At 33.0% G+C, this 22,485-nt stretch carries 22 protein-coding genes and 1 tRNA gene; 15 read left to right on the top strand and 8 right to left on the bottom strand.

Annotated features, from left to right (window positions below; genetic code table 11):
• Window positions 1-11: 11 nt before the first annotated feature.
• The gene (locus HM987_RS07285; RefSeq protein ID WP_179006577.1) at window positions 12-458 is read left to right on the top strand and encodes a sterol desaturase family protein; all 447 of its coding nucleotides are present in this window, start codon (window positions 12-14) and stop codon (window positions 456-458) included.
• A 25-nt stretch (window positions 459-483) separates the two neighbouring features.
• Here the strand turns inward: HM987_RS07285 and HM987_RS07280 are convergent, their stop codons facing one another.
• From HM987_RS07280 to HM987_RS07250, 7 genes are all read right to left on the bottom strand, one after another.
• Window positions 484-1,038, bottom strand: coding sequence for a TlpA family protein disulfide reductase (locus HM987_RS07280; RefSeq protein ID WP_179006575.1), 555 nt, complete (start codon window positions 1,036-1,038; stop codon window positions 484-486).
• A 96-nt stretch (window positions 1,039-1,134) separates the two neighbouring features.
• On the bottom strand, window positions 1,135-2,013 hold the full coding sequence (locus tag HM987_RS07275; RefSeq protein WP_179006574.1) for an anti-sigma factor: 879 nt from the start codon (window positions 2,011-2,013) through the stop codon (window positions 1,135-1,137).
• Between the two features lie 71 nt (window positions 2,014-2,084).
• Complete coding sequence (locus tag HM987_RS07270) at window positions 2,085-2,756, bottom strand: Crp/Fnr family transcriptional regulator (RefSeq protein WP_179006572.1); 672 nt, start codon at window positions 2,754-2,756, stop codon at window positions 2,085-2,087.
• Window positions 2,757-2,875: 119 nt separating this feature from the next.
• Window positions 2,876-5,146 (bottom strand): aconitate hydratase, encoded by a 2,271-nt coding sequence (locus HM987_RS07265; protein ID WP_179006570.1) that lies wholly within the window; start codon window positions 5,144-5,146, stop codon window positions 2,876-2,878.
• A gap of 663 nt (window positions 5,147-5,809) precedes the next feature.
• Window positions 5,810-6,796: an ISAon1 family transposase gene (locus tag HM987_RS07260; protein ID WP_179004830.1), complete on the bottom strand. Its 987-nt coding sequence runs from the start codon at window positions 6,794-6,796 to the stop codon at window positions 5,810-5,812.
• Window positions 6,783-7,136 (bottom strand): ISAon1 family transposase N-terminal region protein, encoded by a 354-nt coding sequence (locus HM987_RS07255; RefSeq protein WP_179004828.1) that lies wholly within the window; start codon window positions 7,134-7,136, stop codon window positions 6,783-6,785. The genes HM987_RS07260 and HM987_RS07255 overlap by 14 nt, the downstream gene beginning before the upstream one ends.
• A gap of 149 nt (window positions 7,137-7,285) precedes the next feature.
• A tRNA-His gene (locus tag HM987_RS07250) sits at window positions 7,286-7,361 on the bottom strand.
• A 511-nt stretch (window positions 7,362-7,872) separates the two neighbouring features.
• Here HM987_RS07250 and HM987_RS07245 point away from each other — a divergent pair.
• The 6 genes from HM987_RS07245 (at window position 7,873) to HM987_RS07220 (ending at window position 13,426) form a co-directional block, all read left to right on the top strand.
• On the top strand, window positions 7,873-8,667 hold the full coding sequence (locus tag HM987_RS07245) for a hypothetical protein (RefSeq protein ID WP_179006567.1): 795 nt from the start codon (window positions 7,873-7,875) through the stop codon (window positions 8,665-8,667).
• 150 nt (window positions 8,668-8,817) lie between these two features.
• Window positions 8,818-9,405 (top strand): hypothetical protein, encoded by a 588-nt coding sequence (locus HM987_RS07240; RefSeq protein WP_179006565.1) that lies wholly within the window; start codon window positions 8,818-8,820, stop codon window positions 9,403-9,405.
• Between the two features lie 644 nt (window positions 9,406-10,049).
• Entirely contained in the window at window positions 10,050-10,781 is a 732-nt protein-coding gene (locus tag HM987_RS07235; RefSeq protein WP_179006563.1) for a hypothetical protein, read from the top strand.
• A 157-nt stretch (window positions 10,782-10,938) separates the two neighbouring features.
• A complete protein-coding gene (locus HM987_RS07230) occupies window positions 10,939-11,631 on the top strand; it encodes an MBL fold metallo-hydrolase (protein WP_179006561.1) in 693 nt (230 codons plus the stop codon).
• Between the two features lie 364 nt (window positions 11,632-11,995).
• Window positions 11,996-12,637, top strand: a complete 642-nt coding sequence (locus HM987_RS07225; protein ID WP_179006559.1) for a hypothetical protein — start codon at window positions 11,996-11,998, stop codon at window positions 12,635-12,637.
• A 207-nt stretch (window positions 12,638-12,844) separates the two neighbouring features.
• The gene (locus HM987_RS07220) at window positions 12,845-13,426 is read left to right on the top strand and encodes a hypothetical protein (RefSeq protein WP_179006557.1); all 582 of its coding nucleotides are present in this window, start codon (window positions 12,845-12,847) and stop codon (window positions 13,424-13,426) included.
• A 230-nt stretch (window positions 13,427-13,656) separates the two neighbouring features.
• Here the strand turns inward: HM987_RS07220 and HM987_RS07215 are convergent, their stop codons facing one another.
• Window positions 13,657-14,649, bottom strand: a complete 993-nt coding sequence (locus tag HM987_RS07215; RefSeq protein WP_179006555.1) for an IS110 family RNA-guided transposase — start codon at window positions 14,647-14,649, stop codon at window positions 13,657-13,659.
• Between the two features lie 319 nt (window positions 14,650-14,968).
• Between HM987_RS07215 and HM987_RS07210 the strand changes: the two genes are divergently transcribed.
• The 8 genes from HM987_RS07210 to HM987_RS07175 all read left to right on the top strand — a co-directional run bounded on the left by HM987_RS07210 (window position 14,969) and on the right by HM987_RS07175 (window position 22,409).
• Window positions 14,969-15,760 carry a toxin-antitoxin system YwqK family antitoxin gene (locus HM987_RS07210; RefSeq protein WP_179006554.1) on the top strand — a complete coding sequence of 264 codons (792 nt, stop codon included), beginning with the start codon at window positions 14,969-14,971 and terminating at the stop codon, window positions 15,758-15,760.
• Window positions 15,761-15,933: 173 nt separating this feature from the next.
• Complete coding sequence (locus tag HM987_RS07205) at window positions 15,934-16,497, top strand: hypothetical protein (protein WP_179006552.1); 564 nt, start codon at window positions 15,934-15,936, stop codon at window positions 16,495-16,497.
• A 718-nt stretch (window positions 16,498-17,215) separates the two neighbouring features.
• A complete protein-coding gene (locus tag HM987_RS07200; RefSeq protein WP_179006551.1) occupies window positions 17,216-18,775 on the top strand; it encodes a hypothetical protein in 1,560 nt (519 codons plus the stop codon).
• A gap of 238 nt (window positions 18,776-19,013) precedes the next feature.
• On the top strand, window positions 19,014-19,403 hold the full coding sequence (locus tag HM987_RS07195) for a hypothetical protein (RefSeq protein ID WP_179006550.1): 390 nt from the start codon (window positions 19,014-19,016) through the stop codon (window positions 19,401-19,403).
• Between the two features lie 165 nt (window positions 19,404-19,568).
• Window positions 19,569-19,916, top strand: coding sequence for a hypothetical protein (locus HM987_RS07190; RefSeq protein WP_179006549.1), 348 nt, complete (start codon window positions 19,569-19,571; stop codon window positions 19,914-19,916).
• A 20-nt stretch (window positions 19,917-19,936) separates the two neighbouring features.
• Window positions 19,937-20,350, top strand: coding sequence for a hypothetical protein (locus tag HM987_RS07185; protein WP_179006548.1), 414 nt, complete (start codon window positions 19,937-19,939; stop codon window positions 20,348-20,350).
• Window positions 20,351-20,571: 221 nt separating this feature from the next.
• Complete coding sequence (locus HM987_RS07180; protein ID WP_179006547.1) at window positions 20,572-21,096, top strand: hypothetical protein; 525 nt, start codon at window positions 20,572-20,574, stop codon at window positions 21,094-21,096.
• 239 nt (window positions 21,097-21,335) lie between these two features.
• Complete coding sequence (locus tag HM987_RS07175; protein WP_179006546.1) at window positions 21,336-22,409, top strand: Fic family protein; 1,074 nt, start codon at window positions 21,336-21,338, stop codon at window positions 22,407-22,409.
• The last annotated feature ends 76 nt before the right edge of the window (window positions 22,410-22,485 follow it).

The following is a 22,485-nucleotide window of genomic DNA, read 5'->3' as shown; positions in this document are numbered from 1 at the left end:
AAAACACTATTATGCAAACCATATTTTGGATATTGATTTTTTTTGGCACCTTCTTTATCATGGAATTTAATGCCTGGTTTACACATAAATATATAATGCATGGGTTTTTGTGGAGCTTACACAAAGACCATCATCATAAAGACCATGATAGTTGGTTTGAGCGAAATGATGCGTTCTTTATTTTTTATGCCGTAGTTAGTATGACCTGTTTTTATCTTTGGGGTTACGAAGATATTTGGTACACCTTACCTATTGGTCTTGGTATTTTGGCTTATGGCTTGGCTTATTTTGTGGTTCATGATATTTTTATACATCAACGTTTTAAATGGCTACGGAATATAGACAACAAATACGCAAGAGGATTAAGACGCGCACACAAAATTCATCATAAGCACTTAGGTAAAAACGAAGGCGAAAATTTTGGAATGTTGATTGTGCCTTTTAAGTATTTTAAATAGGAATGGTTTAAAACTGTGTTTCTATTTATTCCAAAAGCAAATTATCTAATTGCTGTCTGACCTTTAAACTGTTCCAATCTACTGCACCAGATTCGTCAACCACAATTTTACCTTTCTTATTTACAATAAAAGTTCTTGGGATAGAACCTGTTACTAATTCAGTAGGCGTTTTGGATATGGGATTAAAAACTTCAAAATTAAATCCTCTTTTAGTTTTAAATTTATCAACGGTTTCAAAGCCATCTTTGGTGACAAATAGAAATACAACTCTATCATTATAATCATTATACAATTCTTGAAGGCTCGGCATTTCGGCTATGCAAGGAGGACACCAAGTTGCCCAAAAATTAATGAATACTACTTTTCCCTTTGTATCTTCAAATTCTAAAGTTGTATCATCCCTATCCGATTTTAATTTCCAATCTGCATAATCCACAGATTTTCTATCTTCTAAATCGATTAGCGATGATTGATTAACAAGGCTCAAGGCTTTATGCAACCCTATTTGAATAGTCCGTCTCGTTTGTGGAAAAATCAATACCACTACCAATGCAATACCAATGATAGTGGAAATTCTCATGCTATTCTTATTCGTTTTGCCCATTGATCCATATATTAAAGAAGCGCAACACCAAAATTAGTATTACGCTTCAAATCTAACAAATATAAACTCCTATTAATTTCTTGTTACCGAACCCGAAATTGTTGCAACTGGTCCCGTTCCCATGGAAATCGCGCTATGTACCATTGCATTTCCAGGAACTTCATGCGCCAATGGCTTTAATGTAAAGGGCATTGGACTATTGTCTGGACTTGGTTCCACTGAAATCACAATAGTCGCACCTCTTAAATCGGTTGGAAAAGTCATTCCTGCCGGCGCATTTTGCAAATAATCTTCTCCAGGATATCCAGGCCCACTTCCTGCATCACCTTTAAACATTGAAGTTGTAGCATTCTCGTCTGCGGACGCTGGATCAATAAATGTTCCCGTACTGATTGGAGTTCCATTCAACACTGCCCATCCTTCATATTTCCAGCCATCAGTTAAGGTTGGTAAATTCAACCCTGTCATTGGAGTTCCACTAGAATTGTCTAAAAACCAAACACCACTAGCCTCATTGGTATCATCTGTATCTGTAGGCGTTGCTAAAATATAAGTTCCACTTGAAGAACTAAAATTACCTACGATACCATTAGAATTTACTGTTGCCGAAGCTCCTGAAAAATCACCAGCTAAAATTTTTGTTGCTGCCGGAGCAGGATCAGTATCTACTGCTGGCTCAATCGATAGCACAAAAGTGGTTGCTTCATTTAATTGTGTGGTATTTACTGGAAAAGTTTTTGGAAAATCCACACTACTAAATGTCCCTGTTGATACAGGAGACCCATCTACAATAATCCATCCTTCATATACAAAATCATTCCCTAAAGCCTCTAAACCATCAAGATTAAGAATTAAATTTGAATTTGTAGGACTGTTATTGTCATCATCACTACTACATGAGGTGGCAAAAATTCCCAATGCCAAAACTGCTAAAATCATTTTTTTCATCATTGCTTTTAAATTTTAAAATTATATTTCAAAATTAGAGCATAGGTCTTTCATTAAATGTTAGCTAGCTAACATTAAGCCGATGATTTTAAGATTCTTATCTCTTTTCTGTTAAAATCCAAGTAATTTTCTTCTTTAAGTTCATTAAGAAGAATATTTATAGTTGGTCTTGAAGTGCCTATTAATGAAGCGATATCTTTTTGGGTAAACGGATGTTTTATAATTTGGTCTCCTGTTTTATCGCAGTTATAGCCATAATCATTACAAAGTTCATCTAAAAATTCAATGAGGCGGGTTTTGGTATCCTTAAATAATAGTAATTGTAATCTGCGCTCTAACTTTTTAAACTTAAATCCAATAAATTTATAAACCTTAAGACTAAAGGTTTGGTTATTCCGCATTAAATCGTGCATGGTTTCTACACTGATAGGACAGATGGAAGTTGAGTTATCTATGGATTGCGCAAACTCATCGCGCTTTTCGGCACCTAAAATAGCTTTTTCGCCAAATAATTCTCCTTTTGACAGGATGGCTTTTACTATTTCATTACCCTCTTCACTATAATAGCCAATTTTGACTTTGCCTTTTTCTATTAAATAAACTTTATTAGCGGAGTCTGCTTCAAAGTAGATATAATCTTTCTTTTTGTAAGCACAAAAGTCGTGCTCTTCTTTATAAGCCTTAAACTTATGCGGACAAAGTACCTGAAAAAGGTTGACGTCGTCAAAGAACCACAGTGACTGCATTGGGAAGTATTTTTGTTAAATCTAGACGTCAGTCGTAGCAAATTTGTAAAACTTACAGAGATAATAACATAAAAAAGCCCCTGATTTCTCAAGGGCTCATTTTATAAATTAAAAATGTGTTATGCTTTATTTTGTTTCTTAATTAAATTTAAAGCAGAACCTTCATTATACCAATCAATTTGTGCTTGGTTATAGGTATGGTTCAATGCAATGGTATCTTTGCTACCATCTGCATGCACTACTTCAACATGTAATGGTTTATCTGGAGCAAATTCATTTAAATCCGTAAAGTTGAAGGTATCATCTTCTTGAATCAAATCATAATCGGCCTCATTATCAAAGGTTAAACCCAACATTCCTTGTTTTTTAAGGTTGGTTTCGTGAATACGCGCAAAAGACTTTACAATCACGGCCACAACACCTAAATGTCTTGGTTCCATAGCAGCATGCTCTCTTGAAGATCCTTCACCATAATTATGGTCACCCACTACAATAGATGGTATGCCTTCAGCTTTATAAGCTCTCGCCGTATCTGGTACGCCTCCAAACTCACCTGTCAATTGATTTTTAACAAAATTGGTCTTCTTACCAAACGCATTAACAGCACCAATTAAACAGTTATTTGAAATATTATCTAAATGCCCTCTGAAACGTAACCAAGGTCCGGCCATTGAAATATGGTCTGTTGTACATTTTCCAAAAGCTTTGATTAACAACTTTGCGCCTTTAATTTCGTTTCCGATAGGTTCAAAAGGTGTCAATAATTGTAACCGTTCAGAATCAGGACTAACCGTGACTTCTAAACCACTACCATCAGCAACTGGTGCTAAATAACCATTGTCCTTAACCTCAAAACCTTTTGGAGGCAATTCCCATCCTGTTGGTTCCTCGAACATCACTTCTTCGCCATTTTCATTTATGAGCTTATCCGTTAATGGATTAAAATCCAAACGTCCTGCTACTGCAATGGCAGCTGTCAATTCTGGAGATGCTACAAAAGCATGCGTATTTGGATTTCCATCGGCACGCTTAGCAAAGTTTCTATTAAAAGAATGTACAATACTATTCTTAGGTGCATTTTTAGGATCGCTATATCTTGCCCATTGACCAATACAAGGGCCACAGGCATTGGTGAATATTTTAGCATCCAATTTTTCAAAAATCCCTAAAATACCATCTCTATCTGCTGTGTAGCGTACTTGTTCGGAACCAGGATTGATACCCAATTCAGACTTCATCTTAAGACCTTTGTCCAAAGCTTGTTGTGCAATCGAAGATGCTCTTGATAAATCTTCATAAGACGAATTGGTACAAGAACCGATTAATCCCCATTCTACCTGAATAGGCCAATCGTTAGCCTTAGCTTTCTCTGTCATTGCAGCACCAACTTCCGTTGATAAATCTGGCGTAAAAGGCCCATTCAATAAAGGTCCTAATTCAGACAGGTTAATTTCAATAACTTGATCGAAATATTGCTCAGGGTTGGCATAAACTTCTTCGTCTGCAGTTAAATATTCTCTTATATGGTTAGCTGCTTCCGCAACATCCGCTCTATCTGTAGCTTTTAAGTAACGCTCCATGGAATCGTCATAACCAAAAGTAGACGTGGTGGCACCAATTTCGGCACCCATATTACAAATGGTTCCTTTTCCTGTACAGGACATAGACCTCGCTCCAGGACCAAAATATTCTACAATAGCACCAGTTCCTCCTTTAACAGTAAGAATTTCGGCAACTTTTAAAATGACGTCTTTTGGTGCAGTCCAACCGGAAAGTTTCCCTGTTAATTTCACACCGATCAATTTTGGGAATTTAAGTTCCCAAGCCATGCCTGCCATAACATCTACAGCATCAGCTCCACCTACTCCAATGGCCACCATTCCTAGTCCACCAGCATTAACGGTATGTGAATCCGTACCGATCATCATTCCTCCTGGAAACGCATAATTTTCCAAAACCACTTGATGAATAATTCCCGCACCAGGTTTCCAGAATCCAATTCCGTACTTATTTGATACCGATTCTAAGAAATCAAACACCTCACTACTTGTGCTGTTAGCGTGCTTTAAATCTGTTGCTGCGCCATCTTTAGCTTGAATCAAGTGATCACAATGCACCGTTGTCGGAACAGCCACTTTTGGTTTCCCTGCTTGCATAAATTGCAATAATGCCATCTGAGCGGTTGCATCTTGGCAAGCCACACGGTCTGGTGCAAAATCTACATAATCCTTTCCTCTCGTAAAAGCTTTATTAGGTTTTCCGTCCCATAAATGAGCGTATAATATTTTTTCCGAAAGTGTTAATGGCTTACCTACAATTTCTCGAGCAGCATCTACGTGCTCTGTCATGTTAGCGTAAACCTTTTTTATCATATCAATGTCAAAAGCCATATAGAATATTTAAGGTTGATTATTATTTTTAAGCGACACAAATTTACGAATTATAAAGTGTATTTTAAAATATGTAATAAAATTGGATTTTCAATGCATATAAATCATAATTAAATACAAAACGTTATTATTTATTAGATTATTAACAGAAAATCGCAAGAATAAATACTAATTTAACAATTTATCTTATTTAGAATAAGTATGAATTTATCCCATACGACTATATTAAATTCTAATATCGCAAACATACAAGGTTGTAAATTCTATAGTTTTTATTGGAGAACATAAACTTCTCATAGCGGATTTTCATTTAAAATTTTTGAAACAAAAAAAGCTTCCCTTTTCAGAGAAGCTTACTAATTTTGGGTGGAAGACCGGGTTTACTTCGGCTACGCTCAGCATAAACTTCTCACCCTATGGTTTGTGCTAAGATTAATGATACAAAAAAAGCCCTTCATTTCTGAAAGGCTTACTAATTTTGGGTGGAAGACCGGGTTTACTTCGGCTACGCTCAGCATAAACTTCTCACCCTATGGTTTGTGCTAAGATTAATGATACAAAAAAAGCCCTTCATTTCTGAAAGGCTTACTAATTTTGGGTGGAAGACCGGGTTTACTTCGGCTACGCTCAGCATAAACTTGGATCATGCCTAAATGTTGTGTGTTAGGCAAAAATTGTTGTTAATCTAAAGAGGAAGAATTCTATGTTTTTGACACCTCTAAACTGTGCTCTAAAGGCTTTAATTTTGGCATTGAAAGCTTCAGCGGATGCATTAGTACTTCTATTAATAAAATAATTGAGTATCGATCTATAGTTTAGGGTAATTGTATTTGCAATAGTATTGAAAGCCCTAAATCCTGTAGCCTCTACATCTTTATACCAGTGGGCGAGTTTAGTATAAGCTGTTTGTATAGAAGTAGCGGTATTAAATATATTCCTAAGTCCTTGTACCAGATTATAAGCTTTTTTAATATCCGGATATTGTTCAAATAAGATTTTAGCTCTAAGGTATTGGTTTTGAGTCCAGTTGTTAGGCGCTTTATAGAGCAGGTACCTACTTCTGGCAAGGAGTTGCTTTCTGGAGTCTCCATTATTAAATGTTTCAGAGATAAACTCTTTTTCGATAGTTTTAGCCTGTTTAATTTGGTCATTTTCCATATCTATAGCTTCCCAACGATGTTTTATTCTGATATCTTGCAAAGCTTCTAAAGCTAGTTTTTGTACATGAAAACGGTCGGTAACCTGTATAGCTTTGGGAAAACACTTTTTAGCAATGAACTTCATAGAGTTGGCCATATCCAAGGTGATCTCTTTAACCTTATCTCTTTTTGATTTAGGAATTTTAAGGAGTTGTTCTATAATAGGCTCCACCTTAGTTCCTGCCATAATAGCTACTATAGCTCCTTTCTTGCCTTTAGCTTTTTTATTGGTGATAATGGTATAGAGTTCACCTTTGGAGAGAGCTGTTTCATCAATGGATAAATACTTGCCCATGTTCTCAGGAAAGACGAGCCACTCTTTAGCATGTTTCTTGGCTTTCCAGTCTTTAAACTCACTAAGATAATCTCGATACTGCCGCCCGAGCTTCTTACCATTAACGCCATAAAAACGACCAATGGTATGACAGTCATTAGCCTTAGTACTGACCAAGTACTTTTAAAAAAGCAGCAAACTCTACGGTCATACGAGTTCCCTGTGCTACTAGATTCCAATCTCTTTGTACAACTTCTTTGCTGGGTTTATCGAGCCAACGCCGACGCTTTATATGCAAGAATACTTTTTTACCGCGCAAAGGAAAATCTTGAACGGTCACTTGTTTATGAAAACCGTGGGCTATAAGGGTACGGCTCTTTTCTTCTTTAGGCGTATCTTTTTTCTCTTCAAAATACAGATGGACAGTATCTTGTTCTATACTATGTCTAGTGATGTCAAAATGTGAAACTAGTAATTCTGGTAATAGTAACTTGAGCAGGTCTAGGGATAAATTCAATGTACGATCTTTTTTTGGGCAAAGATCAAATTATTTATCCAACTCACACACAACTTTTGAGATTGATCCATAAACTTCTCACCCTATGGTTTGTGCTAAGATTAATGACACAAAAAAAGCCCTTCATTTCTGAAAGGCTTACTAATTTTGGGTGGAAGACCGGGTTCGAACCGGCGACTTTTGGTACCACAAACCAACGCTCTAACCAGCTGAGCTACAACCACCATTTTAAATTGGATTGCAAAGATATATTAATTCCTATTTTCTACAAACAGTTTTTGATATTATTTCGAGTGAAGTCATGAATACAATGTTACGAACCCTTTAAGTAATTAACTATCAAAATATTAAAAGCCAATCAGAGGAATTAAGTTGGAAACGCTATAGATTATTCTATTTGTATTTGTAAAATTTCGTCTTGAAAGGGATAATTTATAAAATGTAATTGTTAAAGACTAGTAATAGCAAAGTATTTGCTCGTCTCTAAATCCTAACCAATTAGACTTTAAAGCATCACCTTTGATAACGCTAAACATGACACGAATAAACATTTTGATACTAAGACTACCGATATCAATACTAAAAAAAATAACAGTCCACTTGAAAAGTAGCTATATTTGAATATCTTTACTATAGACGACCCAGAAGTATTGACTTAAGCGATATAACGTTACTTTTATGGCTTGAGTAACGTTATATGGGTGTTGTGCAACATAAAACTCATCTCATCTAACTAATGGAAAAATCCGACAATAGTAACATAAAATCAGAAATTTTAAAGGAGTATTGGCATATTGCTTCAGACATTTATAATAGAACAATAAACGCATTGAGCTATTATGATTTAGAAAATCCTTCTTCTTATACTAATTCTTCAAATAGTAGACCTTTCTTTGGTAATACTCTTTGGGATTTAGACTTCGTAACTGAAATATTTACTGATAGCTGGAATTACTATTATAAATTTTTCGTACTTGAAAGTATGAGAGATGATGTCATATTATTTTTTAAAAAATTACAAACAAGGGAACTAGAAAAAAGTGTATCAGCACCTCATGCAATTAATGTAATAGACATTCATTATGATTTATTAAACGGATTTGATTTAGATGCTGTTCAAAGCGAATTAGTATATCCTTGGGAAAAATTTAGAGATTTTCAGCCTAACATAGAGTGTAAATTTAAAGAAGCAGAAAACAGATTAGAAATTTTGGATAGTATTTATGAAGAGATATGGAAAGAACTTAATCTCAATAAATATTACAATTTTAGTGATTCCATTGAATATGATTTTAAAGGAACAATAAACGAAATGACAGATGATGAAAGTAATTATCTTGATTTTATAAAAACATGTTGGATGCACGTTAAGGCAAATACTGGCTCTAAAGTCCTAGGATTTATGTTTGTTCATGAGGAAACTCGATTTTTCACTCTTGATGACCGGAATTTTAAATTAAAGACCAATTGGACAGAAGAAAATCAATTGGCATTTAAGAAATATTTATCGAACAAAGGAATTAATGAATAAAATTACGTTGCACAACACCGTGTATAATTAATTGCTTTGTTCTTGCCTACTTGCGAATATTCCTGCGGAATATTCACGGGTTCGTAAATGTTTGCTAACTTAGTCGCTAAACCACGCAACTAACCATACACAATCACGTTGCCCACAATTATGACGAACACCATATTTCATAATCCAAAATTTGAATTTAAGGGAATTTTAATCCCTGAATTTGATATGGAATCTGGAAAACTAATTAGGTTATGCTTGCCGAATTTTGATTCTAAAGGAAATAGTTTAGTTCGGAGTTTCCGAAATGAATTAATGAATCACTTTGAGAAAAAAATCCCTAAAATAAAATTGTCAAAAGAATATTCAGAAAGTGGATTTCGGAAATTTATGAAATCACTTACTGTTGAGAATTATATAACGGAAAAACTAAATGTTGACGGAACAAAAGCGAAAATTATAGCTGAATATTTAGAATTAGATTCTAAAGAGAAATTGAATAATCTGACAATTGGAAAAAGTAAAGCGTTAGCTATAAAATGTGATTTTGAAAAATATGAAATTCTTCTGTTTGATTATTACGGAGTAAGTGCGAACGAAATTGATTATTTGGAACAAATTGTTAATGCAGAAATTGCAAAAGACAAATGCGGAATCACAATTGACCGACTTGAATTTAATCAGAACGATGAAATAAATAAAAATATTGAACGAATAAAAATAACTATGGGCAACACCGTGTATAATTAATTGCTTTGTTCTTGCCTACTTGCGAAAATTCCTGCGGAATTTTCACAGGTTCGTAAATGTTTGCTAACTTAGTTGCTTAACCACGCAACTAACCATACACAAACACGTTGTATGCCATGTGGTCAGAGAGTTACGAGCGGCATACAAAAGTTACGAAATCAAAAAAAACAAGTTCGGAATTTTAAGAAAAAATCTGATTTTAAAAAACAAAACGTCGGACTGAACTCTCGTACGTAAAAGAAAAAATAAACAGAAAACAGATAAAACAGGACTGTCAAGCAAAACGTAAAAAAAAGAAACCCAACAACGTCGAACTGACAAGCCGTTCGGAAAATGACGATAGAAAATTTTTGCGAAGCTGGTTTTCTAAACCCAAAAGTCCTGCAATTCTGAGAACAACGTCGGAATGACAAGCTGGACTTAAAAATCAGAGCGGAACAATAAACCAAAATAAAACACGGCATACAACATTGTGTATAGTTCATTGCTTGCCAAGTGCTTATCTGGAAAATTCCTTCGGAATTTTCTCAGGCTCGTCAAAGTTTGCTAAATTAGTAACTTAATCACGCAACAAACCATACACTGAGCGTTGTGTGTAATTTTAACACACATAAGAAACATCGATAGAACTAAAACTATAATTTATGGGAATATTTGAAGAACTCTTTGGATTAAATACAAAACCGAATACAATTAACAATTCAGATATTCAGTCACAGTTGATAAAAAATAATTGGCAGCTTATAAATTCAACTTACGAAAAAGCATATCAGATAAATTCTGAAATGAAATCCAGAACCACTGAAATTGGTAGATGGAAAAACGAAACCCTATATAAGTTTCTTGAAGAAGAATATAAAAGACATTATCCAGTATTTGTTCTTGAACCAATAAAAAATGACATTTCGAACCTATTCAAAAAAGTCCATAATCAAGAATTCGAAAGTCAAATGTCAATTACTGATAAAATCAGCTTATTCTCTGTCTACTATTACATATCTCAATATTTTAGAATATTAATTGAACCCAATCAAAACCTCCGTTCAGAAAGATACAGTGATTTTCCAGAGATGGAAATTGAAACGGATGACGAAAACATAAAGCTTAAGGATATTTTTAAAGAATTATGGGAAGAAATTATAAATGATAACAATGAGTCTTGGATTGATGTTGGAAGTGAGGAATTCTACCAAATCGAAGTTAAAATGTTAAGTGGTTTTCTTTCAAACCAATGGAATAAAGCCAAGGCAGAAAACAATTCAAATTTGAAAGCAATATTGTTTGAAATGTCGGATGTTGGAGAAAGATATTTATTAGACGAAAATAGAATTTTGGCAAAAGGAGAGACCGAATCGTTAATCGAAGAAAATAGATAAACTACACACAACACGGTGTATAATTAATTGCTTTGGCTAGTGCCGTCTGGAAAATTCCTTAAGAAATTTCACTGACAAGTATTTGTTTACTAAATTAGTTTCTTTCACGCGCAACTAATCATACACAAAACGTTGCCCACAATATAAAACCACGAATATGAACAAAATTTTTACTCTGATTTTTTGCCTAATTATAACTTTTGGATTTTCACAAACAAAAGAAATTCAAATCGAATTTATAGGGAATTGCGGACTTCATATGACTGATGGCATCACAAATTTCTACATTGATTTCCCATACAAATCGGGAGCTCACGGATATATGGAATTTAAAGAATCGGAATTAGATAGTATTAAAGAAAACTCTATTTTCATTTTTACACATAAACACTCTGACCATTACTCTAAAAAAAATCTAAAAAAAGTGATGAAAGACAAAGGTGGACAGACTTATGGTGTTTCAAACATTTCGGAATTAGAAAAATTGGGAGAATCCATAGAAAATTTTGAAATAAAGGCTAATAAAACTGACCATACGGTATTCGGTATTTCATTTCGTCACTACTCGTATTTGATAACTTGGCACAATAAAAAAATCTACTTATCAGGAGACACAACGGAACCTGAAACTATTGGTAAAATGGAAAAAATAGATTTAGCTTTTGTACCCTATTGGATTTTGAAAAACGCTAAAGAACAGAATATTACTATTGACGCAAAAATATTTGCAGTTTATCATCTATATTCCGAACAAATACCAAGTGCAAAAGAAAATTGGGATGAAGTTGAAAATATTCGCCCTATGGTTGAACAAGGAGAAAAAATAACGATTGAATTAGAAACTGAATAAAATACTGTGGGCAACAACGTATATAGCTCATAGCTTATTATTTGTTTAATCGAAGTAAAAGCGTATCTGGAAAGTCGCCAAATTTTTAAATTTGACGATTTCCAATAAAAAAAGATAAATAGTAAAATTTAAAAATCTGGCTTGTACTTAATCCTAAAATAATTTTCTAATTTGCTCGCTACGAGCCATATACACAACCGTTGTGTGCAATACAAAAAAAACATTGAGCGATAATTTAACAGCAACATTAAAACTAAACCCAAATGATTTATTAATAACTTTAAATTAAAAGTTATCTGAATGTAGCAACGCAGTATTTTTCGGAATTAATTCGCTCGAATTAACTACTGAATTGCCAAAAAGTTTGAGTTTAGAAGAAAATTCAATATTTACTCATACACCAATTGGAGAATTAACTGTTGAGGAAAGTAAAACAAACTTTAAGAACTGGATTTTAAAAAAGGGATTTGAGGATTTAATTTCTGCATTGACCGAACTTTTAATTAGTTTTTCGTTTATAATTGATTTGAACGAAAAAATTAAAACTAAAAGAAAAACAACTTTTGGAGAATTTAAGGAATTGATATTTGAACCGAATGATGCCAATTCTCAAAATAATTTTCCGAGACTTATAGAAAAAGTAAGCGAATCATTAAAAGAACCTCTAAAATTTATAGAAGAGGTAAAAACTATAAATAGAGTTAGACGATGTTTAGTCCATAGAAATGGAATAGTTCGTCCTTTAGATTTTAACGTTGAGAATGGACTTGAACTGAAATGGTGGTTTTATGAAGTGAACTTATTACAAAATGGAGAGAAAAAGAAGTTGGAGCGTTTTGACATAATAAATTCAGAGACAAAAATGGAAATGAACGAAATCCTTAAAAGAAAGGTTTATAAGGAAAATCAACGCATACTTTTTAGCTTTCAGGAATTTAATGAGTTAGTTTTATTTTGTCAGAAATTCGGATTTGACGTTTTAGAAAAATTCAAACTGAACGCATAAGTACTGCACACAACAACGTATATAGCTCATAGCTAGTTAATTGCTTAATCGAAGTTAAGGTATATTTGCTAGTCCGCCAAATTTTTTAATTTGGCTTATTGAGAAAAAAGATAATAAGAATAATTAAAAAATTCGACTCGTGCTCAATCCGAAAATAATTTCATAATTTGCACGCTACGAGCCATATACACGACCGTTGTGAGCAATATGAGAAAAACGCTATCGATACTAATTTTACTCTTGATTTTATCGTGTGATAAGTCAAAAAACAAAACGATTGACTACGGAGCGTTTGAAATAACTGTTCCGAGAAGTTGGTCGGAATATGAAATAAAAGGAATTGATAGTTATGTTAGCGGATTGATTACGGACAGAAACGATACGTTGATTTTTGATTTAGGAGCTTATTCGCCTGATTTGACCAGAAATCCGGAATTACTTGTTTTTGAAGAATCTGAATATGCGGAATTGACAACAGAACAGAAAGAAAAGCTAAAAGGAAAAAAACATCTAATCGTAGCGGACTTCACCTCTGCTGATTACGAGCCGAAAAATTACTTGAAATACGAATTTGAACTTGATAGCATCGACTGTTTTCAAGCGAAATTTATTCAACCAAAAATTAAAGGCTTTGGTGCAAGTGGAATTTATATCGATAGCTTAAAAGGTGGCGGAATGAACTCAAATAAAATACGATTAAGTTTTTATGGAAATGATTTAGCTGACTCAACTCAAGCCGACTTTTTTAAAGCTTTGAAAAATATTAGATTTAAAGAATATTGCGAATAAATACTGCTCACAACAACGTATATAGCTCATAGCTAATTAGTTGCTTAAACGAAGTTAAGGCATATTTGGAAAGTCGACAAATTTTTAAATTTGACGATTTCCCGTAAAAAAGATAAATAGTAAAATTTAAAAATCTGGCTTGTGCTTAATCCGAAAATAATTTTCTAATTTACACGCTACGAGCCATATACGTATTCCAAGGTCAAATCCTAATAAAAATGCAAGTATTTTTAAGCCGCAAACTGCTGTAATTCAACGTATGGAGTTCCTCTCTTAATTACGGAAAAAGCCCTTGACAAAATCTTGTTTCTTACGTTGTTCAATGCTACTAGTTTTGGCTTTCCTTCTGCTAATCTTCTTTGATAATACAACTTGAGTTCACTATCACATTGTATTGCACTGACACTGGCCATTGTCAATAGTGTCTTCATTTTTCTATCTCCTATATGATGGATTTTATTCCTTCGTTTTATACTGGTGCCTGAGCTATGCGAAAACGGTGCTACACCACAATAACTTGAGAACTGCCGCCAACCATCAAAACGCTGGAAGTTATTGGTATGATAGATAAGCTGACTAGCTAATATCAAACCTACTCCTTTTATCGTATTTAGAAGCTTGAAATTTTTATCAAGTCCTTCCTCACTTTGCATTAGTATTTTAATCCTATCCTCAAGAGCAGCAATCTGCTTGGTAAGGTAGGCTATGGTCTTTGTTGCTATCTTGCAGCAACTATCTGTAGATGGGCTTTTGAGCAGTGATTGTGCTTCTTTAAGAGTGCTCATCTTTCCTGTGCGATCTCTAACAAGCTGATCTCTTAAAGACAGTAATCTACCTATCTCTTGAATATCTTTTTCCTTAGGGGTACTCAAAACCAGTTCCTCCTTGTGCAACCAAGCATATCTAGCAATCATTTCGGAATCAAGCCTATCTGTTTTTCCTCTCACAATTCCCGCTGAGCGCTTAATGGCTAATGGACTTTCCTCTACATAATCCATATCGTTTTGTGATAAGTAGATACTTAAATTTGTAGAGTAATGACCGGTATTCTCAAAACACAGAAAGTAGCATTGCCCTTCCAGGTTCTTATTTAACCATTTTACCAAAGCTTTATATCCCTTGGAAGTGTTTGAAAACACTTGGTGGATCGATCTTTTGTACATATGAGCATCTATTGTTAATTTAGATACATCTATACCGACCACATCATCATATTTTTTCATATTTTTAAATGTTAATCCTATTTATTTAGGAATGATTAATAAATGTTGCTATGACTATTACCTTTAATAGGAAGTGATTCCTGGTATTCCAAATGGTCCTAAGCAACCTAAGAAAAGCAAGAGGACTGATACGTGTAAAGGAACTGCTATTCCAAAAACCGTTTTAGTTCTCCTCTTGTTTCTTAGTAAAGTTAAACAACTATAAATAACCAGCTGTAAAGTAAAGAAGACCGTTGGCAATAATATGATGAACAGAATGTACACAAGAATAATTATCTCATTCCTTTTGCTTTCCTTATTTGCTTGTCAAAAAAAATCTTTGATAGAAACTGAATTAGAAAGTTTAGCTATTAACTCAGAAGACTTTGTAAAAACAGACACAACATTTTTTGAAAATAATTCTATAGAAAAATTAAAGTTTATTAAATCAAATAATGAGCGTATTACAATTACATTTTATGAATCTGGAAAAAAGAAATCCATAATCCCAGTCAAAGATTCTCAAGTTCATGGAGAATGCATTACTTGGTTTGAAAACTCTACTATAAAATGGAAACGTTATTATGAAAAAGGTCACTCAATAAAACAAAGTATAAATTACGACGAAAATGGAAACAGAATAAAAATTGATGATTTTACTGACGGTAGTTTTACCGAATTCTTTCCTAATGACAAACCTAGATTAAAACGATCAGATAGTGTCTACATAGATTATTACTTAAATGGTCAAACGAAGACAAGTTTCATAAAACTTTCAGATAGTTTAACTAAAGTTGAATTTTTTAGTGAAAATGGTAAATCAAATTTTAAAGGAACATCTGACGTAAATTTAATTTTACACAAAAATGGTGTCCCTTTTAATGGTAAAATAGAAAGTGAGTTTTCAGATGGTGAAATTTCATTTACTCAAAATTTTATCGATGGTTTACCAGATGGTAAATCTCATAGTAAATATGGAAATCGGAATATAGAATTTGAAGTTGAATTTAAACTAGGCAAAGAGATTGGAATAAGGAAAAGATATTATTCAAATGGACAAATCGAATCAGTAAAGAATTTTTCCACTGGAGAATCGGAAAGATGGGACGAGAAAGGAAATACTAAAGATTAAAATACTATTGCCAACACCGTGTATAATTAATTGCTTGGTTCTTGCCTACTTGCGAAAATTCCTGCGGAATTTTCACGGGTTCGTAAATGTTTACTAACTTAGTTGCTTAACCACGCAACTAACCATACACAAACACGTTACCAGCAAGGCTAAAAAACAGACAACTTCGAACAATGACATACGACTTTTTTGCAAATAAGACTGATAAATTGGAAATCCTTGATTTTATATTTAAGGAAACTGACTTAAAGTTTTATGATTTAAGTTCACAATATGGATTGGAGATTTGCGAATACAAATCAGTAAGCGACATTGATTCAAAGTTTGACCTTGACAATGGAGATAAATTTGCTGTGACTTTTCAACTCTGGACTCCAAGACACAAAGGCAAACCAATATTTAGGAAAATCGCTCTTGACCCTAAACGCTGCAATGGACATACTTTTCGATATTCGACAGATGGTTGGGGATTGATTCAATTATATTTCGGTGGACTTAAAAACAGCGAGCTTAACCAATCTCACATCGGACACTTTAATGAGAAGGGAGCATTGAAAAACGAAAATATTACTACTTTTAATGGTAAGGTTGATTCTTGGGATTGGACTGAAATACAATCAACATCGAGAATGCTTAAAAATTATATACATAACAAACTGTCAATACGAAAGATTGAAAGTTTAGGAGTTTTAAAAGGAGCTGATTTACTGGAAAAAAGTGGAATTAAACTTAGATAGATATAAAAAAAGCCCAGCTGGTAACACAGGGTATACATCATGCGGGTTTCAGAGCAAATTGCAAGTTCATCGCTCGCTGGCAAGGGCAGTAACTGTGGATAATGATGTGAACACGAAAACCCGCACGCTGCATACCCTCAACGTTGTATGCCATGTGGTCAAAGAGTTACGAGCGGCATACAAAAGTTACGAAATCAAAAAAAACAAGTTCGGAATTTTAAGAAAAAATCTGATTTTTAAAAACAAAACGTCGGACTGGACTCTCATACGTAAAAGAAAAAATAAAAAAACTAAAATCGGACTATCAAGCAAAACGTAAAAAAAGAAACCCAACAACGTCGGACTGACAAGCCGTTCGGAAAATGACGATAGAAAATTTTTGCGAAGCTGGTTTTCTAAACCCAAAAGTCCTGTAATTCTGCGAACAACTTCGGAATGACAAGCTGGACTTAAAAATCAGAGCGGAACAACAAACCAAAATAAAACACGGCATACAACATTGTGTATAGTTCATTGCTTACCAGGTGCTTATCCGTAAAATTCCTTCGGAATTTTCTCAGGCTCGTAAAAGTTTGCTAAATTAGTAACTTAATCACGCAACAAACCATACACTGAGCGTTGTGTGCAATTTAAGAAACTAAATACCCAGAATAAGGTATTTCTATTATTAATATTTTCCCTACTTTTAACAAGCTATTAATCAATATCTTTCTAAATAATGAAAAAACTATCATTACTATTTATACTTTTCATCTTTTTCGGTTGCTCGTATGACGATTCTAATTCGAATGACAATCAACAAGAAGTTTTCGGAACAAAAGAAATCACAGTTGTTTTAGAATTACCTGAAAATTCAAATATCAATTCTGACGACCTTACAATTTCCACAATTTTCACAGAAGATGGTCAAGTAAATAATGGGACTGGTAATGTGGAAATATTTGATAATAATGCTATTGAATTAGTATATGCCACAAACAGTAGTGGTAATTTAATTTTAATGAGTTATTTTAATCCAGCCGATGGAAATGCAATAGAATTGAATTCTAAAACTACTGCACAAAGTTTAGCAATGTTACACCCTTGGACGATGAATCTCTCTGTTCAAGCTAGACAAGAAGCATTTCAAGAAATAGCACTTATGCCTGAATTTACTAACTACCATAATCAAGTTATTCAAGGTATTAATTCTGGAGAAATAAATCCATTGGCTTCTTCTACTATTTTGCAAGCTATAGATAGCTTTCAGAATACTTTATTAAATAGAGTAGAAATTGAAACCTTGCCACTTTTAATGGTCGCAGAAAACAGCACAGTAAACCTCACGAATAAAAAAAGCAGTATGGCATATAACCTTCAATTATTTGATGAAAACAATCAACCAATTGGAGAAGATTATATAGTAGATGGAATTAATAAAGAGATACTATCTTGGAGCAATGTTTTGAATATACTAGGAGGTAATTTTGATTTATTTCAACCTACTGATGTACAATTTCCAATTCCTAACGTAAATCAACAATATAATTTGAAAGCTGACAGATGGTCTGGAAAAGCTTTTTGGCAAAATGGAGCAAATTTAGCATCGTCAATAGTCGGCATTGTTTCTACGACCCTTGGAACAATTTTAAAGGGAGCAGATTGCGCTTTGCCTGTCGGAACTTTTTTTGCTAATGGTGCAATCGATATAGTACAAACTTTATCGAGCGGACAAATGACTGCATCTCAAGCCGCTAATCAATTAAACACGTTTTTACTATCAAGAACAAGTGAATTAAAAGAAATAACAGCGGAATGTTCTCAATACGCATTAACAGAGTTAGGAGGTTTTGGTAAGATTTTAGGAGCACTGTCTTTAATTGGTAATTTTGAGAATGGTGTTCTACTATTTTTCAACGTTGTAGACATTGCTCAATATGATTCTGAAATCCAATTTTGTTTTGAAAGAAACGAAAATGAAATTGTTGAGTGCGGAGAAATAGATTTATCGGGAAATTGGAGTCTAATCCCACAAAACAACGCTTGTATATCGAATATTGGTATTAAATTTAATAGTGACGGAACTATACAATTAGCGGCTTTAGACATGCCAAGTATTTATTCAACATATAATTACACATTAATTGATGGAGAGCTCAATATTAATATTCTTTCAAACTTTGATGCTGCAAATATTACAGCAAATTATGATTCAAATACTTCTGATTTTATTGGGACAATAGATTATACTAGTAGTCCATGCTCTGACTCTTCCAATTTGATAATAAGTAGAAATTAAAAAACTGCACACAACAACGTATATAATTTATTGCTAGTTCTAGCCTACTTACGAAAATCCTCGCGGATTTTCTATTCAGTTTTTATTTGCTAAATTAGGTGCTTAAACCACGCAACAAACCATATACAACAACGTTAGCAACAAGCTGAAAATCGAACTTTTGAACAAAGCGAAAAGAAATAAATTGATATTTTATCCAATCCTATTAATATTAGGATTTTTTCTGTTTTATAAATTTATGACATACGACAGAAATTATACTTGGTCGAAAGAATATCCTACAGAAGTTATTAATGCAGTTAAAAGCTCGGATTTTAAGTTTCTGAAAACGGAGGAAATAAATCCTGAAAATATTAATTTACCGAATGAAAAGTGGATTAAACTCAAAATTCAAAAAATATTGAGCAAAGTCAACTTAATGAGTTACGGAACTGAACACGGACAAGAAATCACCTTGAATTCAGCCAAAAGTGAGCAAAAATTAATTTGCAAAGGTTGGTGTTTAAGTGACCATTTAATCGGAATTGAAATTGAGCATCAGAATCTCGATTCAGAAGAATTAGCGGAATTAAAACAACGATTTGAAAGCCAATTTCCGAATTATAAAATCATTTGGAAAGAAATATAAACCGGATAAAAAGCCAGTTGCTAACACCGTGTATAATTAATTGCTTTGGCAAGTGTTTATCTGGAAAATTCCTTCGGAATTTTCTCTGGCAAGTTTTTGTTTACTAAATTAGTTGCTGAACCACGCAACTAATCATACACAAAACGTTGTGGTTAATTTAAGAAAATGACGATAGAACAATTAAAATCGAACATAAAATGGTGGGAATCCAAAAGATGGATTTATAATATTGCTGTTGGACTTTTCGGAATTTTTGGAATTTACGATGGACTTTCAAGAGGAGAATACTCTTGGACAATAGACGACACAATTGGAATTATTATTTGGGGAATTGGAGCAAATATTTTTTATTCATTAGGAATATTATTGGAATTATTTGACTGGTATTACCTAAAAAACAAAGTCGGAATTAAAAGGTTCAGAATGGTATTTTTCATAGTCGGAATTTTATTCAGTTGCTTATGGACTTTATGGTGTAGTTGGCTTTATTTTGCAAAACCACATTTATGGTAAAACAAATCAAGAAGTCTTAAATGAACGAAATCTATTTATCTAAATTAAATGAAGAACAAAATCGAGAGGTCATTGTCGAAGGAGATGACCATTCTGTTTGGGCTTATGTCTTGAAACATTCCGAGAAAAGTATCGGAATTGAATTTGACGGATTTATATGTTCTCGTGGAACTCTTGTTGAGTCAAGTAAAGAAATAAAAGATTATATCAATAATGCTATTTCTGCACCATTAATGAAAAGGTATTCGAATGAATTCTCAATCCAACGAGAAATTGAAAATAAGGACATAGAAATCGATTGGAACGGAAACGAAATAAGTATAAAACTAAACGGAATTGATTTTCTGATTATGGATTTAAAAAACCGAAAATCTTACTCAAAATCAACATCTGAAAATGGTCCTTATGGAATTCCTATAACTGAAAAAAACTAACCACAACACCGTATATATCTCATAGCTAATTAGTTGCCTGATCGAAGTTAAGGCATATTTGCAAATCCGCCAAATTTTTTAATTTGGCTTATTGAGAAAAGATAATAAGAAAAATTAAAAAATTCGCCTCGTGCTTTATCCGAAAATAATTTTCTAATTTGCACGCTACGAGCCATATACAAACACGTTGTGTGTCATACCAAAAAAACCGTAAAAACTGAATGAAATTAAAGAATATAAATTTGAATTTATCCTTTTTTGGAATATTAGTTCTAATGCTTTTTGTGTCTTGTAATAATGGAGATTATTTGCAAGAATTTGAAAATTACGATGAATTCAGCAAAGTTGAAAACCAAAGATTAACAGGTTGGTTTCCTGTCGAATTAATAAAATCTGACGCGCAGAATATAAAAAACATATCTTATTTAAGTACAAAATGTGTATTTGGAGTTTTTGAATACGAAAATGAGGAACTTTATAACTCAATCTTTGATAAAGAAAATCATATTGACAAAACCTACATTGGAATTTTCCACTCGCAAGTTGAATTAGTGGAAGATATCTTTCCTGAATGGTTTCCAAAAATAGAATACTGGAGGAATATAGACTCTGGAATAATACTTTTTGATAATTGTTATGCAGTAAAGGACTCGAATAAAAAGAAGATATATTATTTCCATCCAGAAGAAGAGAGTACTCGATTTAATGGAAAAATGTATCCTGGAATACGAAATACAATTAGATGAAAAAGTACGAACACACAACGTATATAATTTATTGCTAGTTCTAGCATACTTACGAATCCCGAAGTGTCGGGACTCGCGGATTTTCTATTCGGTTTTTATTTGCTAAGTTACGTGCTAAACCACGACGCAACGAACCATATACAAACACGTTGTACACATGCGAGACAAAAAGTCACATATTTTTTTCATTTGAACTATTTTCTGTATTTTTGGTACGTATTAAAATTATAAGAGCTAAAATGTCCCAAATAAATAAACTTGCAAAACTTCCACCACAAAGAGAAAAAGTAGAAACAATTGAAATTCTTCGTCAATTGAGTAAATCTTCAAATTCATTGGGTGAACTTAAAGGAATTGCTAAAACTATTCCAAATCAAGAAATGTTGGTTAATGCAGTCGTTTTACAAGAAGCTAAAGATAGTTCAGAAATAGAAAATATTATTACAACTCAAGATGAATTATATAGAGCATTAGCAACAAACACTAAACAACCGACTCAAGTTAAAGAAGTTATTAATTATAGAAGAGCTATTTTTTCTGGGTTTGAACTTATAAAAAAACAAGGTTTTTTAAAGTTAAAAGATGTTGAAACAATTCAAAAAACAATTATCGAAAATAATGCTGGAATTCGTTCAATGGCAGGAACTGTATTAAAAAACGATAAAACTGGAGAAATTGTCTATAAACCACCACAAGAAAAAAACGATATTTTAGATTTATTAGGTAATTTCTTGGAGCATTTTAATGTTAAACAGAACGATTTAAATCCACTAATTAACTTAGCTATTTTACACTATCAGTTCGAAAGCATTCATCCTTTTTATGATGGAAACGGAAGAGCAGGAAGAATTCTAAACATCCTATACCTAATTATAAACGATCTTCTAGATATTCCTATTCTATATTTAAGTTCATACATAAACGAAAACAAAGCAGATTATTATCGTTTACTCAATACCGTCAATAATAAAGATGAATGGTCTGAGTATATAATTTATATTTTAAAGGCAGTTGAAGTAACATCAACCAGAACTATTGAAAAAATAAATTCAATAAAAATATTATTAGATGAAACTATACTATTTGCGCAAGAAAAAGAACCAAAAATTTATAGGAAAGAATTAATCGAATTACTCTTTGAGCAACCCTATTCTAAAATAGAGTATGTTGTTGAAAAATTGAATGTAGAAAGGAAAGCAGCCTCTCGATATTTAAAAAAAATGGAAAAAATAGGTATATTACAATCTCAAAAAATAGGAAGAGAACGTGTGTATGTAAACACAAAATTAATTGAAATATTAAAAAAGCACTAAGTACAACACCTTATAAAATCAATTGCTTGTGCAAGCTTACTTACAAAAATTCTTGTGAGTTTTCTATTCAGTTTGT

The organism is Winogradskyella forsetii (genome assembly GCF_013394595.1).
Classification (GTDB): Bacteria; Bacteroidota; Bacteroidia; order Flavobacteriales; family Flavobacteriaceae; genus Winogradskyella; species Winogradskyella forsetii.
This window is presented reverse-complemented; position numbering and strand designations above follow the sequence as displayed.

Excerpts from the sequence above, each read along its gene's own strand:
- HM987_RS07285 (WP_179006577.1), top strand. The coding sequence starts at position 12 with ATGCAAACCATATTTTGGATATTGATTTTTTTTGGCACCTTCTTTATC.
- HM987_RS07280 (WP_179006575.1), bottom strand. The coding sequence starts at position 1,038 with ATGAGAATTTCCACTATCATTGGTATTGCATTGGTAGTGGTATTGATT.
- HM987_RS07275 (WP_179006574.1), bottom strand. The coding sequence starts at position 2,013 with ATGATGAAAAAAATGATTTTAGCAGTTTTGGCATTGGGAATTTTTGCC.
- HM987_RS07270 (WP_179006572.1), bottom strand. The coding sequence starts at position 2,756 with ATGCAGTCACTGTGGTTCTTTGACGACGTCAACCTTTTTCAGGTACTT.
- HM987_RS07265 (WP_179006570.1), bottom strand. The coding sequence starts at position 5,146 with ATGGCTTTTGACATTGATATGATAAAAAAGGTTTACGCTAACATGACA.
- HM987_RS07245 (WP_179006567.1), top strand. The coding sequence starts at position 7,873 with ATGGAAAAATCCGACAATAGTAACATAAAATCAGAAATTTTAAAGGAG.
- HM987_RS07240 (WP_179006565.1), top strand. The coding sequence starts at position 8,818 with ATGACGAACACCATATTTCATAATCCAAAATTTGAATTTAAGGGAATT.
- HM987_RS07235 (WP_179006563.1), top strand. The coding sequence starts at position 10,050 with ATGGGAATATTTGAAGAACTCTTTGGATTAAATACAAAACCGAATACA.
- HM987_RS07230 (WP_179006561.1), top strand. The coding sequence starts at position 10,939 with ATGAACAAAATTTTTACTCTGATTTTTTGCCTAATTATAACTTTTGGA.
- HM987_RS07220 (WP_179006557.1), top strand. The coding sequence starts at position 12,845 with ATGAGAAAAACGCTATCGATACTAATTTTACTCTTGATTTTATCGTGT.
- HM987_RS07215 (WP_179006555.1), bottom strand. The coding sequence starts at position 14,649 with ATGAAAAAATATGATGATGTGGTCGGTATAGATGTATCTAAATTAACA.
- HM987_RS07205 (WP_179006552.1), top strand. The coding sequence starts at position 15,934 with ATGACATACGACTTTTTTGCAAATAAGACTGATAAATTGGAAATCCTT.
- HM987_RS07200 (WP_179006551.1), top strand. The coding sequence starts at position 17,216 with ATGAAAAAACTATCATTACTATTTATACTTTTCATCTTTTTCGGTTGC.
- HM987_RS07195 (WP_179006550.1), top strand. The coding sequence starts at position 19,014 with ATGACATACGACAGAAATTATACTTGGTCGAAAGAATATCCTACAGAA.
- HM987_RS07190 (WP_179006549.1), top strand. The coding sequence starts at position 19,569 with ATGACGATAGAACAATTAAAATCGAACATAAAATGGTGGGAATCCAAA.
- HM987_RS07185 (WP_179006548.1), top strand. The coding sequence starts at position 19,937 with ATGAACGAAATCTATTTATCTAAATTAAATGAAGAACAAAATCGAGAG.
- HM987_RS07180 (WP_179006547.1), top strand. The coding sequence starts at position 20,572 with ATGAAATTAAAGAATATAAATTTGAATTTATCCTTTTTTGGAATATTA.
- HM987_RS07175 (WP_179006546.1), top strand. The coding sequence starts at position 21,336 with ATGTCCCAAATAAATAAACTTGCAAAACTTCCACCACAAAGAGAAAAA.